Source organism: Micromonospora sp. HB375 (genome assembly GCF_017872985.1).
Classification (GTDB): domain Bacteria; phylum Actinomycetota; class Actinomycetes; order Mycobacteriales; family Micromonosporaceae; genus Micromonospora; species Micromonospora chalcea.
Genome location: NZ_JAGGJO010000001.1, coordinates 5112579 through 5129217, shown reverse-complemented (window position 1 = coordinate 5129217; position 16639 = coordinate 5112579). Strand labels below are relative to the sequence as shown.

At 74.3% G+C, this 16639-nt stretch carries 17 protein-coding genes; all 17 read left to right on the top strand.

What is annotated here, in order from left to right:
• The first annotated feature begins 125 nt into the window (after positions 1-125).
• Entirely contained in the window at positions 126-1541 is a 1416-nt protein-coding gene (locus J3R08_RS22435) for an FtsW/RodA/SpoVE family cell cycle protein (RefSeq protein WP_176722845.1), read from the top strand.
• Positions 1541-2647, top strand: coding sequence for an undecaprenyldiphospho-muramoylpentapeptide beta-N-acetylglucosaminyltransferase (gene murG, locus J3R08_RS22430; RefSeq protein ID WP_043329477.1), 1107 nt, complete (start codon positions 1541-1543; stop codon positions 2645-2647). The genes J3R08_RS22435 and murG overlap by 1 nt, the downstream gene beginning before the upstream one ends.
• Before the next feature lie 31 nt (positions 2648-2678).
• Positions 2679-4157 carry a UDP-N-acetylmuramate--L-alanine ligase gene (murC, locus tag J3R08_RS22425; RefSeq protein ID WP_064445228.1) on the top strand — a complete coding sequence of 493 codons (1479 nt, stop codon included), beginning with the start codon at positions 2679-2681 and terminating at the stop codon, positions 4155-4157.
• Positions 4154-4972 (top strand): cell division protein FtsQ/DivIB, encoded by an 819-nt coding sequence (locus J3R08_RS22420; RefSeq protein WP_069089027.1) that lies wholly within the window; start codon positions 4154-4156, stop codon positions 4970-4972. The genes murC and J3R08_RS22420 overlap by 4 nt, the downstream gene beginning before the upstream one ends.
• Before the next feature lie 227 nt (positions 4973-5199).
• On the top strand, positions 5200-6315 hold the full coding sequence (gene ftsZ / locus J3R08_RS22415) for a cell division protein FtsZ (RefSeq protein ID WP_030500246.1): 1116 nt from the start codon (positions 5200-5202) through the stop codon (positions 6313-6315).
• 9 nt (positions 6316-6324) lie between these two features.
• Complete coding sequence (locus tag J3R08_RS22410) at positions 6325-7071, top strand: YggS family pyridoxal phosphate-dependent enzyme (RefSeq protein WP_043329481.1); 747 nt, start codon at positions 6325-6327, stop codon at positions 7069-7071.
• Positions 7072-7264: 193 nt separating this feature from the next.
• Positions 7265-7966: a cell division protein SepF gene (locus J3R08_RS22405; protein ID WP_043329483.1), complete on the top strand. Its 702-nt coding sequence runs from the start codon at positions 7265-7267 to the stop codon at positions 7964-7966.
• Between the two features lie 28 nt (positions 7967-7994).
• Positions 7995-8300 (top strand): YggT family protein, encoded by a 306-nt coding sequence (locus J3R08_RS22400; RefSeq protein WP_030500249.1) that lies wholly within the window; start codon positions 7995-7997, stop codon positions 8298-8300.
• 41 nt (positions 8301-8341) lie between these two features.
• Positions 8342-9148 carry a DivIVA domain-containing protein gene (locus tag J3R08_RS22395; protein ID WP_043329484.1) on the top strand — a complete coding sequence of 269 codons (807 nt, stop codon included), beginning with the start codon at positions 8342-8344 and terminating at the stop codon, positions 9146-9148.
• A gap of 300 nt (positions 9149-9448) precedes the next feature.
• Positions 9449-9985: a hypothetical protein gene (locus J3R08_RS22390; protein ID WP_373887996.1), complete on the top strand. Its 537-nt coding sequence runs from the start codon at positions 9449-9451 to the stop codon at positions 9983-9985.
• A gap of 2 nt (positions 9986-9987) precedes the next feature.
• Positions 9988-10296, top strand: a complete 309-nt coding sequence (locus tag J3R08_RS22385; protein ID WP_209962680.1) for a DUF167 domain-containing protein — start codon at positions 9988-9990, stop codon at positions 10294-10296.
• 22 nt (positions 10297-10318) lie between these two features.
• Positions 10319-11824, top strand: a complete 1506-nt coding sequence (locus J3R08_RS22380; protein WP_209962678.1) for a potassium/proton antiporter — start codon at positions 10319-10321, stop codon at positions 11822-11824.
• Positions 11825-12048: 224 nt separating this feature from the next.
• Positions 12049-12468: a TraR/DksA C4-type zinc finger protein gene (locus tag J3R08_RS22375; RefSeq protein WP_030500254.1), complete on the top strand. Its 420-nt coding sequence runs from the start codon at positions 12049-12051 to the stop codon at positions 12466-12468.
• 66 nt (positions 12469-12534) lie between these two features.
• Positions 12535-13137, top strand: a complete 603-nt coding sequence (lspA, locus tag J3R08_RS22370) for a signal peptidase II (protein WP_043329486.1) — start codon at positions 12535-12537, stop codon at positions 13135-13137.
• On the top strand, positions 13134-14078 hold the full coding sequence (locus J3R08_RS22365; RefSeq protein WP_064445235.1) for an RluA family pseudouridine synthase: 945 nt from the start codon (positions 13134-13136) through the stop codon (positions 14076-14078). The genes lspA and J3R08_RS22365 overlap by 4 nt, the downstream gene beginning before the upstream one ends.
• 2 nt (positions 14079-14080) lie before the next feature.
• Positions 14081-14935, top strand: coding sequence for a hypothetical protein (locus J3R08_RS22360; protein WP_069089031.1), 855 nt, complete (start codon positions 14081-14083; stop codon positions 14933-14935).
• Between the two features lie 140 nt (positions 14936-15075).
• Complete coding sequence (locus J3R08_RS22355) at positions 15076-16614, top strand: hypothetical protein (protein WP_064445237.1); 1539 nt, start codon at positions 15076-15078, stop codon at positions 16612-16614.
• Positions 16615-16639: the final 25 nt, after the last annotated feature.

Here is a 16639-nt window from a genome sequence, read left to right as displayed (position 1 = left end):
GCAATGATGGGCCTGTGGGGGAGGGACGAGACATCCAGGTGACCAGCGACCCGCCGGCCCGGCGTGCGCCGGCGGCCACGCCTCCGGTCGAACCGCCGGCGGCGCGCTGGGATCCGGCCGGTGGGCTGGCCGCGCTGCGTGGCCTGCTGGCCCGGCCGCTGGCCTCGTACTACCTGCTGCTGTCCAGCGTCGGACTGCTGCTGCTGATCGGCCTCACCATGGTCTTCTCCGCGACCAGCGTGAAGGACTTCGCCGAGGGCGGCGACGCGTCCGCGTCGCTGACCAAGCAGGCCGTGTTCGCGGTGATCGGCATCGGCGCGTTCTGGGCCTGCCAGCGGCTGCCCGCGCGCACGTTCCGGGCGGTCAGCCGCCCGGCGCTGGGGGTGGCGGTCGCGCTGCTGCTCCTGCTCAACCTGCTCGTCGCGATGGGCTCGCTGTTCGGGGTGACGTCGATCGGGCCGTTGCGGGCCGAACTCCTCTCACTCTCGCTCGGCCCGATCTCGCTGCAACCGGTCGAGGTGGCGAAGTTCGCGCTGGTGCTGTGGGCGGCGCACGTGCTGGCCCGCAAGGGCGCGGTGCTGGGCTGGTGGAAGGAACTGGCCACGCCGCTGTTCCCGGTGGTGGGCCTGCTGTTCGTGCTGGTCGGCTACAACGACCTGGGCAGCATGCTGTGCCTGCTCGCGCTCGTGGTCGGCATGCTCTGGGCGGCGGGCGTACGGACCCGGGTCTTCGCCGCGCTCACCGCGATCGGCCTGGCCGGCATCGGCCTGCTGGTGGCCGCGGCCTCGCTCGGCGCCGGCTCCGGCTCCCGGGGCGCCGACAACTACCGGCTCGGCCGCCTCACCATGTGGCTCGACCCGCCCTCCCCGCGCACGTGTTTCGAGCAGGAGCTGCCGAACTGCTACCAGCTCGTGCAGGCCCGCTACGCGATCGGCAACGGCGGCTGGTTCGGCGTCGGCCTGGGCCAGAGCTCGCTGAAGTGGAACTGGCTCCCCGAGGCGCACAACGACTTCATCTTCGCCATCGTCGCGGAGGAACTGGGCGTGGTCGGCTGCACCGTGATCCTGGTGCTGTTCGCCGTGCTCGCGTACACCGGGCTGCGCATCGCCCGCCGGGTCGAGGACCCGTTCCGCCGGCTCGCCGCCGCCGGCGTGACCGCCTGGCTGGTCGGCCAGGCGGTCATCAACATCGGTGGCGTGACCGGGCTGCTGCCGCTGACCGGCGTACCGCTGCCGTTCATCTCCGACGGCGGCAGCGCCCTGGTGGTGACGCTCGCCGCGGTCGGCATGCTCGCCTCGTTCGCCCGCGCCGAGCCGGACGCCGCGCGAGCGCTGCATGCCCGTCCGCCCGCCCGATGGGTCCGACTAGTGTGGGCCCCGTTGCCGCCGCTTCCCGGCCGGCGCCGCAAGCCGGCGTCGCCGCCGGCCGACCGAGGGTCCGTGCCCCGGTCCCGGCAGCGGCGGCAGGACGATCAGGCCGCGCCCCGCGGCGCCCGGTCCGACCGGGCGCGCACCGGCGCGGCGAGCGAGAGGAGACGCTGATGGGTCCGCTGCGTTCGGTGGTGCTCTGCGGAGGGGGTACGGGCGGGCACATCTACCCGCTGCTCGCCTTCGCCGACTGCCTGCGCCGACACGACCCGAGCGTCCGGATCACCTGTCTGGGCACACCGAAGGGGCTGGAGAACGAGCTGATCCCGCCGGCCGGCTACGACCTGCGGCAGATCCCGGCGTACCAGCTTCCCCGGTCGGTGAACATGAGCCTGGTGCGCACCCCGGACCGGATGTGGAAGGCGGCCCGCGCCGCGGGCAAGGTGATCGACGAGGTCCAGGCCGACGCCGTGGTCGGCTTCGGCGGGTACGTCTCGGTGCCCGGTTACCTGGCCGCGTGGCGGCGGGAGCTGCCGATCGTCATCCACGAGGTCAACGTGCCGCCGGGCGTGGCCAACCGGCTCGGGATGAAGTTCACCAAGAACGTCGCGGTGGGCTTCCCGCACCAGCCGGCCCAGGCCGAGGCGCTGCGCGACGCCCGGGTGGTGGGCGTGCCGCTGCGCCGGGGCATCGCCGGGCTGGACCGGGCCGCCCTGCGTGACGCCGCCCGCGCCCACTTCGGACTCCGTCCCGACCTGCCGGTGCTGTTCGTCGCCGGTGGCTCGCAGGGCGCCCGCTCGATCAACCTGGCCGTGTCCGGCGCGGCGAAGGAGCTGGCCCGCAACGGCGTGCAGGTGCTGCACGTCATCGGCGCCCGCAACGAGCCGGTCTCGGTGCCCACCGACCTGCCGGTGCCGTACGTCACGCTGCCGTACCTGTCCGAGATGGAGCTGGGCTACGCCGCCGCCGATCTGATGCTGGCCCGGGGCGGCGCGATGACCTGCGCCGAGGTGGCCGCGATCGGACTGCCCACCGTCTACGTGCCCTACCCGCACAGCAACCAGGAGCAGAAGCGCAACGCGCTGCCGGTGGTGGAGGCGGGCGGCGGTCTGCTGGTCGACGACGCCGAGATGACCCCAGCCTGGGTGGAGCGGACGGTGATCCCGCTGATCCGGGACCCGCAGCGGCTCTGGGCGATGAGCCAGGCGGCAGCCGGCTACGGCCGCCGCGACGGCGACGTGGCGCTGCTGAACTTCGTCTACGAGGCGGTGGCCCGCTGATGAGGGAAACCGCGACGGGAAGGTACGTCTGATGAACACCGCGCAGTTCACGCCCGCCGGCACCATGACGGCGGAGGACCTGGGCCGGATCCATCTGATCGGCGTGGGCGGGGTCGGGATGGCCGGGCTGGCCCGGCTGTTCCTCACCCGGGGTCTGCCGGTCTCCGGCAGCGAGCTGCGGGAGTGGCCGTCGCTGGCCGGCCTGCGGGCGCTCGGCGGCACCATCCACTCCACCCACGAGGCGTCCAACCTCGACGGCGTGGACACGGTCGTCTACTCCTCGGCGATCCCGCAGGACCACCTGGAGATGGTGGAGGCGCGCCGGCGGGGCCTGCGGGTGCTGCACCGGTCCGAGGCGCTCGCCGCGGCGATGACCGGCCGCCGTACGGTGGCGGTGGCGGGCACCCACGGCAAGACGTCCACCACCTCGATGGTCACCATGGTGCTCCAGCAGGCCGGCACCGATCCGTCCTTCGTGATCGGCGGCGAGATCTCCGAGGTCGGCTCCGGCGCGCACCACGGGACCGGCGAGCACTTCGTGGTCGAGGCGGACGAGAGCGACCGCTCCTTCCTCATCTACCGCCCGTTCGTGTCGATCATCACGAACATCGAGGCGGATCACCTCAACACCTACGGCGACCTGGCCACGCTGGAGGCGGCGTTCGCCGAGTTCGCCCGGCTCACCGACCCGGCGGGGTTCGTGGTCACCTGCGCCGACGACCCGGGCGGGCGGCGGCTGGCCGAGACACTGCGCGCCGAGGGCCGCCGGGTCTGGACGTACGGCGAGTCCGCCGACGCGGACCTGCGGATGAGCGACGTCGTCTCGTCCGCGCACGGGGTGCGCTACCAGGCCGAGATCGAGGGTCGGGCGTTCGGCGAGTTCCGGCTGCCCGTACCGGGGCGGCACATGGCGCTCAACAGCGCCGCCGCGGTGCTCGCCGCGTACCTGCTGGAGCTGCCGGTCCCGGCGGCGGAGGCCGCGCTCGGCGCGTTCCCCGGCGTGCGGCGCCGCTTCGAGCGCAAGGGCGTCGCCGACGGCGTGCTGGTCTACGACGAGTACGCCTACCACCCGACCTCGATGACGTTGGCGCTGCAGACGCTGCGCGAGGTGGCCGGCGACGGCCGGCTGATCGTGGTGTTCCAGCCGTACCGGCTCTACCGGACCCGGGACAACCAGGCGGAGATCGCCGCCGCCCTCGGCATCGCCGACGAGGTGGTGCTGCTGGAGGTGTTCGGTCCCGGCGAGACGCGCCGCCCCGGCGAGGGCTCGGCCGCGCTGATCCAGGACGTGCCGCTGCCGGACGAGCGCAAGGTGTTCGTCGAGGCGTGGGACGACGTGCCGGCCGAGGTGGCCCGCCGGGCCCGGGCCGGCGACGTGGTGGTGACCATGGGCGCGCCGCCGATCTCGCTGATGGGTGACCAGTTGCTCGACGCCCTGCTGGCCCGCTCCGGCGGCACGGGGCTGGACGCCGGCGTCGGCCCGGACGGCGCGGCGGCCACCGCCGGATGAGTCCCGGTCCGGCCCGCGGCCGTACCCCCGGCCCGGACGGCGGAGGTGGCCGGCGCAGCCCGGTGCGGCGCTGGCAGCTCGTGCGGGCCAACGCGGACGCCGTGCCGCCGTCGGCCCGCCGGTTCATGGCCCGGGCCCGGCAGCGGCGGATGCGGGCCGCGCTGCCGTGGGCGGTCGCCGCCGCGGTGCTCGCCGTCGTGGGCCTGGTGGCGTGGACGGTGCTCGGCACCGGCCTGTTCGGCGTACGCGAGGTGCGGGTGGTCGGCGCGCGGCTGGTCACGCCGGTGCAGATCCGCGACGCCGCGGCGGTGCCGGACAACGAGCCGCTGGCCCGGGTGGACCTGGCCGCGACCGCCCGCCGGGTCGGCACGCTGCCGCCGGTGGCCAGCGCCACGGTCGAGCGGGAGTGGCCAGGCACGCTGGTGATCCGGGTGCGGGAGCGCACCGCGGTGGCGGCGGTGCCGCAGGGCGACGGGTTCGTGGTGGTGGACGGCTCGGGCGTGGTCTTCCAGCGCCTGGACCGGGCGCCGGACGGGTTGCCGCTGGTCAAGGTGGCCCGGCCGGGCCCGGACGATCCGGGTACGCGGGCCGGGCTGGCGGTGCTCGCCGCGCTGGGGGAGAAGCTGCGCGCGGAGCTGGTCGCGGTGGACGTGGCCGGCCTGGCCCGGATCACGTTGCAGCTGCGCGGCGAGCGTCAGGTGTTCTGGGGCGACGCCTCCCGGGGCGCGGACAAGTCCACCGTGGCGACCGCGTTGCTGAGCCGCAAGGCGGACCGGATCGACGTCAGCGCGCCGGACGTGGTCACGTTCGAGTGACCCGCGGCTCAGCGAGCGGACGCTGTGTCCCCTGTCGCTCGGTCGCGACACGCCGGAACAGGTCCTTGGCTCCTGGCGCGGCGGCGCATACGTTGCCCCGAAGAGATCAGTGGTTGACATAACTCTAAGCCTCTAGTAGAGGGTGAGGGTTCAGCCGTCGGAGGCCGCTGATCCGGCCAAGCCGTGTGGGGTCGGCCCATGCCAATCTCGAAGGGAAAGGACCGGAGATGACACCTCCGCACAACTACCTGGCGGTCATCAAGGTCGTCGGCATCGGGGGCGGCGGAGTCAACGCCGTCAACCGGATGATCGAGGTTGGGCTCAAGGGCGTCGAGTTCATCGCGATCAACACCGACGCGCAGGCGTTGCTGATGAGCGACGCCGACGTCAAGCTCGACGTGGGCCGGGAGCTGACCCGGGGACTGGGCGCGGGCGCCAACCCGGACGTCGGCAAGAACGCCGCCGAGGACCACCGCGACGAGATCGAAGAGGTCCTCAAGGGCGCCGACATGGTGTTCGTGACCTGCGGCGAGGGCGGCGGCACCGGCACCGGCGGCGCGCCGGTCGTGGCGAACATCGCCCGCAAGCTCGGCGCGCTCACCATCGGCGTGGTGACCCGGCCGTTCTCGTTCGAGGGCAAGCGCCGGCAGGTCCAGGCCGAGGCGGGCATCGAGGAGCTGCGCAACCAGTGCGACACGCTCATCGTGATCCCGAACGACCGGCTGCTCGCGCTCGGTGACCGCAACATCTCCATGATGGACGCGTTCCGCACGGCGGACCAGGTGCTTCTCTCCGGTGTCCAGGGCATCACCGACCTGATCACCACGCCGGGTCTGATCAACCTGGACTTCGCCGACGTGAAGAGCGTGATGAGCGGCGCGGGCAGCGCGCTCATGGGCATCGGCAGCGCCCGGGGCGAGAACCGCGCCGTCGAGGCGGCCGAGGCGGCCATCTCCAGCCCGCTGCTGGAGCAGAGCATGGACGGCGCGCGCGGTGTGCTGCTGTCCATCGCCGGCGGGTCGGACCTCGGCCTGTTCGAGATCAACGACGCGGCGCAGCTGGTCACCGACGCGGCCCACCCGGACGCGAACATCATCTTCGGCGCGGTCATCGACGACGCGCTCGGTGACGAGGTGCGGGTCACCGTGATCGCGGCGGGCTTCGACGGGGGCGCGCCCGCGTACAAGGCGGTCGAGCCGCCGCGCAAGAGCAACCAGAACCCGCCGGCCCAGCCGAACGCGCCGGTGAGCCCGCCGGCCACCATGCCGGCGCCGCAGCAGCCGTCGCGGCGGGTGCTCTTCGACGACGTCGACGTGCCCGACTTCCTCAAGAACGGGTCCTGAGCCGCGCCGATGACGGAGTCACAGACGGCGGTGCGGCCCGAGCGGCGCGCCGAGCTGGCGGCCGGGCTGGCCCGGGTCCGGGCCCGCATCGCCGACGCCTGCGCGGCGGCCGGGCGGCAGCGGGACGCGGTCACCCTGGTCGCGGTGACCAAGACGTACCCGGCGTCGGACGTGGTGGCGCTGGCCGCGCTGGGCGTGACCGACGTCGGGGAGAACCGCGACCAGGAGGCGGCGCCGAAGGCGGAGGCGGTGGCCGGCGCCGGCGCCGCGCCGCGCTGGCACTTCATCGGCCAGTTGCAGCGCAACAAGGCCCGGTCGGTGGTCCGGTACGCCGACGTGGTCCAGTCGGTGGACAGCGTCCGGCTGGCCGCCGCGCTGGACGCCGCCGCGGGCGCGGTCCGGGACCGGCCGCTGGACGTGCTGGTGCAGGTGAGCATCGACGGCGACCCGGCCCGGGGCGGGGCGCTGCCGGGCGCCGCCGATCCGCAGCGCGGGCTCGACCCGGTCGCTGCGGCGGTGGCCGGCGCGGACGGGCTGCGGCTGGCCGGCCTGATGGCGGTGGCGCCGCTGGGCTGGGAGCCGGACCGGGCGTTCGCCCGGCTGGCCGAGGTGGCGGCGGCGCTACGGGCCGACCATCCGGGCGCCACGGTGCTGTCGGCGGGGATGAGCGGCGACCTGGAAAGCGCGATCGGGCACGGCGCGACACATGTCCGTGTCGGCAGCGCGTTGCTCGGAATGCGCCCTGCGCTGCGGTAGCCTCACCACGACGGAAGCAAATTACATCAGTGTTGTTCAGGACGGCGTCCCCGTAGCCGGGGGCCGTGACGGGCGGACCGCGAACCGCACGTCAGGGGATTGCCGATCCGGTCCGGTGGGCATGATCGTCCACTCGTGATCAAGCGACACGGCACGGGGGCGCGTGCCGCACGGCGGACGGAAGGGCGCGGGGATGGGTGCACTGCGCAAGGCGGGGGTCTGGCTCGGTCTGGTCGAGGAGGACGACGAGCGGGCGTACGAGGACGGTGGCTACGACAAGGGTGGCTACCGGGACTCGTCGCGCTACCGGTCGAGCCGGTACGCCGAGGAGTTCGCCGACGAGGACGACGACGAGGCCGACGAGCCGCCGGCGACGCGGTCCCGCCTCAGCGACCGGGGCCGGCTGTCCGAGCGCGCCTCCAGCCGGTCGGTCGACACCGACCGGGGCGACGTGGAGCGCCCGGAGCGGGTCGAGCGCTCCAGCGTCCGGTCGATCACCCGGTCCTCCGCCGGCGAGACCTCGGGCGCCCTGACCTATCACACGCGGGACAATCTCGCGCTCGCGCCGCAGGCCCAGCCGCGCGAGCGGGAGCGGGTGGCGCCGGAGGACGAGCAGCGCTACCAGATCACCACGCTGCACCCGACCACCTACCGCGAGGCGCGGACCATCGGCGAGCACTTCCGGGACGGCGTCCCGGTGATCATCAATCTCACCGAGATGGACGAGGCGGACGCCCGCCGCCTTGTCGACTTCGCCGCCGGGCTCGCGTTCGGCCTGCGCGGTACGATCGAGCGCGTGACCAACCGGGTGTTCCTGCTCTCACCGGCCAACGTCCAGGTCACCGCGGAGGACAAGGCCAAGATCGCTGAGGGCGGCTTCTTCAGCCTGAGCTGACCCACATGACCGAGGGACGTCGCCTGCCGTGTTGTCGATCCTGTTCCAGGTGCTCTACCTGCTGCTGTACATCTTCCTAATTGTCCTTTTGGCGCGATTTGTTATGGGGGCGGTGCTGGCCTATGGTCGCCGCTGGCAACCGGGCCGGGGAGCGTCGGCGGGACTGGAAGTCGTGTGGAGCGTCACTGATCCGCCCCTGCGAGCGTTGAGGCGTGTGATCCCGCCACTGCGAATTGGTACCGTGAGCATCGACCTGGCCTCCCTTGTGCTCCTGGTTATCCTGTTCGTGCTGATGGAGTTCGTGTTTAGGCGCCTGATCTTCGCGTTTGCCTGACCAGAGCGCTTTCGCGGCCGCAACTGACCCGAGGAGTTTCGATGCCGCTGACCCCGGCCGACGTTCACAACGTCGCCTTCAAAAAGCCGCCGATCGGCAAGCGGGGGTATGACGAGGAGGAGGTCGACGCCTTCCTGGACGAGGTCGAGCGCGAGCTGGCCCGTCTGATCGAGGAGAACAACGAGCTGCGCGCCCAGGTGGAGCGCGGCGGTCGGGGTGGCGCTCCCGCCGGCCCCGGCGGTGACGCCCGCCTCGCGGCGGAGCTCAACGACGTCAAGGCCCAGCTCGACCGGGTGCAGCGCGACAAGGCGGCCGCCGAGCAGGCGGCCCGCGCGATGCAGGCCGAGCTGGAGCAGGTCCGCACGCAGGGCGGCCCGGCCGGGGTGACCGGGGACGGCGAGCAGCAGGCGCTGCGGGTGCTCATGATGGCCCAGCGCACCGCCGACGACCACGTCTCCGACGCCCGTCGCGAGGCCGACCAGCTGCTCTCCGAGGCCCGTTCGAAGGCCGAGGAGGTCACCCGGGAGGCGCGCGCCAAGGCCGACGCCCTGGAGCGGGACGCCCGCCAGCGGCACCAGGAGGCCATGGGCGGCCTGGACGCCAAGCGCACCGCGCTGCAGAAGCACATCGAGGAGCTCAAGCAGTTCGAGCGCGAGTACCGCACCCGGCTCAAGGCGTACCTGGAGAGCCAGCTGCGTGACCTCGACGGTCGCGGCCAGGGCCTCGAGGTGGAGATGAACCGCGCCGAGGGCACCCGTGCCGCCGGCAGCAACGGTCTCGCCGCGGCCGGCCTCGCCGGCTCCTACGGCGGTGGCCGCGGCGCCGGCTCGCTCGAGTCCGGCCGCTGATCCCGCGTCGGTGGCCGTCCCCGTGACGGCCACCGACCGCCCAGACCGACACGACGCGGCCGGGGGTGAGCCGTGGTAGCCGCCAGCATCCTGCTCATCGTCGTCGCGGTCGTGCTGCTGGTCGCCGGGCTCGCCGGCGGATCCAGCCTCCTGCTCATCGTCTCGATCGCGGCCAGCGTCCTGTCCGCCGTCGTCTTCGTCGCGTTCGCCCGCCAGGCGGCCGCGGCGCGGGCCACGGTCGGCCGGGCGACCGGGCCGCGTACCCGGACCGCGCACACCGTCCCGTCTCCGGACGACCCGGTGAGCCCGGTCCCGCACCACACGTCCACGGTCGACGCCGGCGGATCCGGGTGGCGGCAACCGCCCGGGTCGCCGGTGACCGAACCGGACGACACCCCGCCGCCTGCCGCGTACTCACCACCGGCCGATCCGTTCGACGCCGATCCGTACACCGCGCCTTACGAGCCGGCGACCGCCGAGTCGTACGAACGCGTCGCCGCCGAGCCGGTGACCGACGCGGAACCGACGCCCTACTCACCGCCCGGCCAGCGCGCCTCGGACGCCACGCGGCCCACCTCGCCCGCGCCGGGCGATGCGTTCGACGGCGACCCGCCGGCCGAGTACCTCTCCGCCGGGCAGGTGGCCCGGCTGGTGCGGCTGCCCGGCGAGGTCCTGGTGGTCGACGGCCACCCCCGCTTCCACCTGCCCGGCTGCCCGCATCTGGTGGGCCGGGAGGACGAGCCCGTTCCGGTCGCCGAGGCGGTCGGCCTGGGCTTCACCCCGTGCGCGCAGTGCGCCGCCGCCACCACCCTGCTGGCCGAGGCCCGGCCCCGCTGACCATGACGATCGCGGACGACACGCTCACCGTCGCGGTGCGGGTGAAGCCCGGCGCGTCCCGGACCCGGGTCGGCGGCCGGTACGACGGGCCGCTGGGTCCCGCGCTCGTCGTCGCGGTGCACGCGCCGGCGGTGGACGGCCGCGCGACCGAGGCGGCCCGAAGGGCGCTCGCCGAGGCGCTCGGCGTCCGGCCGGCGACCGTGTCGCTGCGCTCCGGCGCGGCCAGCCGGGACAAGCTCTTCCTGGTGGAACGCCCGCACGCCGAACTGCCCGGGGTGCTGCGGCGACTGCGCGACGGCAGCACGCCGTGAGATCCGCCCGGGCCGGTCGGCGATGACCCCCGGGCTGGACGTCGCGTTGCTGGTGGGCGCCGCCGTGCTGCTGGTGGCGGTGGGCGCGGTGCGCTTCTCCACCCGGCTCGGCGTGCCGAGCCTGCTGGTCTACCTGGCGCTCGGGGTGCTGCTCGGCGAGGCCGGGCTGGGCATCCGCTTCGACGACGTCGAGCTGACCCGGGTGCTCGGCTTCTGCGCGCTCATCGTGATCATCGCGGAGGGCGGCCTGACCGCCCGGTGGAGCACGCTGCGGCCGGTGCTCGGGCTGGCGGCCACGCTGTCCACCGTCGGCGTGGTGGTCAGCATCGTGGTCGTCGGCGTGGTGGTGCACCTGCTGCTCGACCTGGACTGGCGGCTGGCGCTGCTCTACGGCGCGGTGCTCTCCTCGACCGACGCGGCGGCGGTGTTCGCCACGCTGCGCCGGTTGCGCCTGCCACCCCGGCTGGTGGCCGCGCTGGAGGCCGAGTCCGGGGTGAACGACGCGCCCGTCGTGCTCGTGGTGCTGCTGCTCTCCCGCGCCGGAGCGGAGGCGGCCCACCCGTGGTGGTACGAGGCGCTGCTGCTCGGCTACGAGCTGGGCGTCGGCGCGGCGGTCGGGGTGGGCGCCGGGCTGGCCGGGCGGTACGCGCTGCGCCGGGCCGCGCTCCCGTCGGCCGGCCTGTACCCGATCGCGGTGGTCGGCTTCACCGTGCTGGCGTACGCGGCCGGCTCGGTGGTGCACGCCTCCGGCTTCCTCGCCGTGTACGTGGCCGGCGTGCTGCTCGGCAACTCCCGCCTGCCGCACCGGCAGGCCATCCTCGGCTTCGCCGACGGGCTGGCCTGGCTGGCCCAGATCGGCCTGTTCGTGCTGCTCGGCCTGCTGGTCTCGCCGAGCCGGCTGGACACCGCGGTGCTGCCCGCCGTGATCACCGGGCTGGCCCTGCTGCTGCTCGCCCGGCCGTTGTCGGTGGCGGTGTCCGCGCTGGCGTTCCGGGTCAACCTGCGCGAGCAGCTCTTCCTGTCCTGGGCGGGTCTGCGCGGCGCGGTGCCGGTGGTGCTCGCCACCATCCCGCTGTCGCTGCACGTGCCGGGGGCGGACCGCCTCTTCGACGCGGTCTTCGTGCTGGTGGTGATCTTCACGTTGCTCCAGGCCGGCACGCTGGCGCCGGCGGCCCGCCGGCTGGGCGTGATCGCGCCGGCCGAGCCGAACGAGATCATGCTGGAGACCGCCCCGCTGGAGCGGATGCGCGCCGACCTGCTCCAGCTGGAGGTGCCGGACGGGTCCCGGCTGGCCGGGGTGCACGTGGACGAGCTGCGGCTGCCGGTGGGCGCCGCGGTCACGCTGGTGCTGCGCGACGGCGTCGGGTTCGTGCCCGGCGCGGACACCCGGCTCAAGGTCGGGGACAGCCTGCTCATCGTCGCCACCGCCGGCGTACGGGACGAGACCGAGCGGCGGCTGCGGGCGGTGAGCCGCCGGGGCCGGCTGGCGCGATGGTTCGGGGAGTACGGCGAGGAGACGGCCCGCTGATCTGCTACCGTTCCTTTTGCCCCGATTGATGGCAGTCCGGGGCGGATACGTGGGACGACGGTGCGGCACGTTGTCGGACGCCTGTACGTTCCGTATTCTTGCCAACCTCCGGAGTGCACGGCGGGCCCGCTCGCCGTGCACCCTTCCGTACGCGGAGACGCCGACGACGGCGTCCCCGCCCACGTACCGCTGACCGCCGCGCCACGCGGCTGAGGGAGCTGACGATGGCGAAGCCAGCCGACACCAGGACCGCCGGCCGCAAGCCCGCGCCGAAGGCCACCCGCAGCGCGGCGGAGACCGAGAAGATCCGGGCCGCCCTGGCGGCGCGGCGGGACGAGCTGAACGCCGAGTACGATCAGACGCTGAGCGAGATCACCGAGCTGCAGCGCGACCGGCTGACCGACTCGGCCGGGGACGACCAGGCCGACACCGGCACCAAGACGTTCGAGCGGGAGCAGGAGATCTCTCTCGCCAACAGCATCAAGGAGCGGATCACGCAGGTCGAGCGCGCGCTGGAGCGCCTCGACGAGGGCGGCTACGGCTGGTGCGAGCGGTGCGGCAACCCGATCCCGGTGGAGCGGCTCGCCGCGTTCCCGTCGGCCACCCTCTGCGTGACCTGCAAGCAGCTGGAGGAGCGGCGCTGATCACCGCTCCCCGGCGGCCGTACGGCAGACGGTGACCACGCCGTCGCAAGCGTCGATGGGGAGCAGATGACCGCAGCACCGCCCGCCGGTTCCGGCACCACCGAGTCGGGTGCCGGCGCGCCCCGCCGCAGGGCCGTCGGCCTGCTGCTCGGCGTGTCCCTGTTCTCGCTGCTGGCGGATCTGGGCACCAAACAGCTCGCGCTGGCCGAGCTGACCGGCCGGGAGCCGGTGTCGGTGCTCGGCGGCGCGGTCTACTTCAGCCTCACCCGCAACAGCGGCGCCGCCTGGAGCATCGGCTCCGACCACACCTGGGTCTTCCCGATCATCACGTTCGTGGTGATCGGGTGGATCGCGTGGATGGCGCTGCGGCTGCGCTCGCTGCCGTGGGCGGTGTCGCTGGGCCTGGTGCTGGGCGGCGCGCTGGGCAACCTGATCGACCGGATCTTCCGCGCGCCCGGGCACTTCGTCGGCCACGTGGTCGACATGATCAGCCTCTTCGACCCGTACGGCCAGGTCTGGCCGGTGTTCAACCTGGCCGACAGCTCGCTGGTCTGCGGCGTGGTGCTGGCGGTCTTCCTGGAGCTGACCGGCCGGCAACGCGACGGCTCCCGGCTGCGCGACGAGAAGCGCGACGACGTCGCCGCGACCGAGCAGCGGGAGACCGCGTGACCTCCGCGTTCGCCGCCGGCGGCGACACCCGCTCCCTGCCCGTCCCGGACGGCCTCGACGGCATGCGCCTGGACCAGGCCGTGTCCCGGCTGTTCGGGCTCTCCCGCACCGCCGCCGCCGGCCTGATCGACGCCGGCGACGCGCTCGTCGACGGCGTGGCCCGGCCCAACTCGCACAAGGTCAAGGCCGGCTCGTGGCTGGAGGTCACGCTGCCCGCGCCGCCCGCCCCGCCGACCGTGGTGCCGCAGGCCGTGCCCGGCCTGACCGTGGTGTACGCCGACGACGACATCGTGGTGGTGGACAAGCCGGTCGGGGTGGCCGCGCACCCGAGCCCCGGCTGGACCGGCCCGACGGTGATCGGCGGGCTGGCCGGCATCGGCCACCGCATCTCCACCAGCGGCGCGGCGGAGCGGCAGGGCGTGGTGCACCGGCTCGACGTCGGCACCACCGGGATCATGGCGGTGGCCAAGAGCGAGCGCGCGTACACCGCGCTCAAGCGGGCGTTCAAGGAGCGCGAGGTGGAGAAGCGCTACCACGCCGTGGTGCAGGGCCACCCGGACCCGCTGCGCGGCACCATCGACGCGCCGATCGACAGGCACCCGCACCACGACTACCGGTGGGCGGTGGTCTCCGGCGGCAAGCCGAGCATCACCCACTACGACACACTCGAGGCGTTCCCCTCCGCCAGCCTGCTCGACGTACGGCTGGAGACCGGGCGCACGCACCAGATCCGGGTGCACTTCTCCAGCATGCGGCACCCCTGCGTGGGCGACCTGACCTACGGGGCGGACCCGACTCTGTCGGCCCGGCTCGGGCTGTCCCGGCAGTGGCTGCACGCCCGTTCGCTGAGCTTCGCGCACCCGGGCACCGGCGACGAGGTGACGTTCGTCAGCGACTACCCGGAGGATCTGGCCCGGGCGCTGGAGATCCTGCGCGACTGACCATGAGCGACGACACCGCGCCGCCGCGCCGGTCCCGGTTCACCACGCTGACCTGGTTGGCGCTGGCCTGCGCGCTGGTGGTGCTGGTGGTAGCGGTGGCACAGCGGCGGGACCGTCCGGTCAGCGACCGCACTGTCGGCGAGGTGACCCGGGTCGGGGTGGCCGCCGGCGCGAGCGTCCCGGCGTACCTGCGTGCCGCCGGGGAGGAGCTGGCCGCCCTCGACGCGCCCGACGCCTACGCGCTCGTCTCGTTCGCCGGCTACCTGACCCCGGCGCGGGCGGCCGCCGCGCTGGACGGCGCGCCGGTCTCGGCGGTGGTGGCGCGGGTGCCGCTGTCCGGCCGGCAGACCGAGATCGTCCGGATCGCGGCGTTGCGGCTGCCGGACGACGTGGTCGCCGGGATGGCCGACGTCGCCGGGCGCAAGGACCGGGAGGCCGCCGACTACCGGTCGCGCGCCGCCGCCCCGGCGGCCACCGCCGATCCGGAGCTGCGCCGGGTGTACGAGAGCGGGGCCGAGGTCGCGGCCCGGGAGGCGGACGCCTACCGGACCGGGTGCGCCTGCGTGTACGCCGCGGTGGTCCGTGCCGCGCCGGACGCGCTGCGCGCGCTCGCCGGGCGCCCGGACGTACGGGTGGTGGACCCGGCGCCGGAGGTCACCCGGCTCGACCGGACGGTGTTCACCCCGCCGCTGCCGGAGCAGCGTGACGTGGCCCGGCCGCCGGCGGACAGCGCAGCGGCCCAGGGCGGCGGAATGGGCGATTCGTCGGAAGCTGCACGGACGGTGAGCGGACCTTCACCGACCGCCCGTGCGCCGGTCCCCGGATCCGGGCCACCCAATCCCGCTCCCACCTCCTGAGACATCAGCGGGCGCGGCCACCCGGTCGATCCCACCGTGCGGCGGGTCACCGGGCGATGTGCGGCGCGGGGAGTGGTCCGAATAGGGTTTCGTTCGTAGCCTGTCAGGCGGAGATCGATGGGCTGGGGGAGGGCGAATCCTTGGACGGCAGCGAGACCGGCTGGGGTCGGCAGGGCGAGCCGGCACCGCGGTGGCGGGCGCTGCTCGACCGGGCCCGGCTCGGCGGTCGCGGCGCGGAGCACGCCGACGCCGACCGGCACGTCGAGGACCACCACGCGCCGCCGCCCGACCCGCTGCCACGCCGCGCCGCCGGCACCGGCTGGACCGGGCGCGCCGCCGCCGTCGGCCGCGCCCCCGACGGGTCGTACGGCGCCGAGCCCGGTTACCGGGCCGAGGCCACGTTCCGGGTCGACCCCGCCTTCCGCGCCGACCCCCGCCAGGAGGGTGAACCGGCCTACCGGGCCGAGCCGGCGTACCGCACCGACCCGGAGCCGTCCTGGCGCGCCGGGCAGCCCTATCCGGCCGAGCCGTCCTGGCGCGCCGAGCCGTCTGTCGCGCCGGACCCGTCCTTCGCCGCCGAGCCCCGGCCGGAGCCGTCCTGGCGCGCCGAACCGGCGCTGCCGGAGCCGCGCGGCCGGGCCGAGGCGCCGGCCGAGTCGCGCTACTCCCTTCTCGACGGTGGCTACCGGCCCGCGCCACCGCCGGCCGAGTCCCGGTACGCCCTGCTCGACCGGGGCCGCTACCGGCCGGACGTCCCGCCCGCGCCGGAACCGGTGGTGCCCGCGCCGCGCAGCCCGCTGGAGGGCCGCTCCGGCCGCGCCGGGCGGGTCGCGCCGGCCCAGGCGCAGTGGCGTGCCCCCGAGCCGGACGCCGAGCTGGAACGCGCCACCAGCGTGCTGCGCCGCGAGCTGGGCACGCCCCGGGTGCTCGCGTTCGCCAACCCCAAGGGCGGGGTGCACAAGACCACCGCCACCGTGCTCGCCGCGGCGACGGTGGGCAGCGTCCGCGGGCGCGGCGTGCTCGCCTGGGACGACAACGAGCTGCGCGGCACGCTCGGGCTGCGGGCCGGCAGCGCCCGGCACGCCCGCACCATCCGCCACCTGATCCACGACCTGGCGCAGATCGAGATCCTCGAGGGCAACCGGCTGCTGTCCCACCTCGACGACTACCTGCGGCACGCCTCCGACGGCTCTTACGACGTGCTGGCCGGCGAGGAGAGCCCGCGCTTCGCCCAGCGGCTCGACCAGTTCACCGTCAAGCGGGTGCTGGAGCTGCTGCGCCGCACCCACGAGGTGGTCTGCGTGGACACCGGCAACAACGTGGAGAGCCCGAACTGGCGTACCGTGATGCAGGCGGCCGACCAGCTCGTGGTGACCACCGTGCCGCGTGAGGACGCGGCGTTCAGCGCGGACTGGATGCTCGACCTGCTGCACGAGGAGGGCATGGGCGACCTGGCCGACAACGCGGTCACGTTGATCTCCTGCCCGACGCCCGGCCGGACCTCCCTGCAGGACGACCTGGAACGGCACTTCGCCACCCGGACCCGGGCGGTGGCGGTGGTGCCCTACGACCCGGCGCTGGAGACCGGCTCCTCGATCGAGTACCACCAGCTCCAGGCCGAGACCCGCAACGCCTGGCTCAAGGCCGCCGCGGTGATGGTGGAACCGTTCGCGCGCTGAGGCGGCGACCACCGCCCCGCGCCGT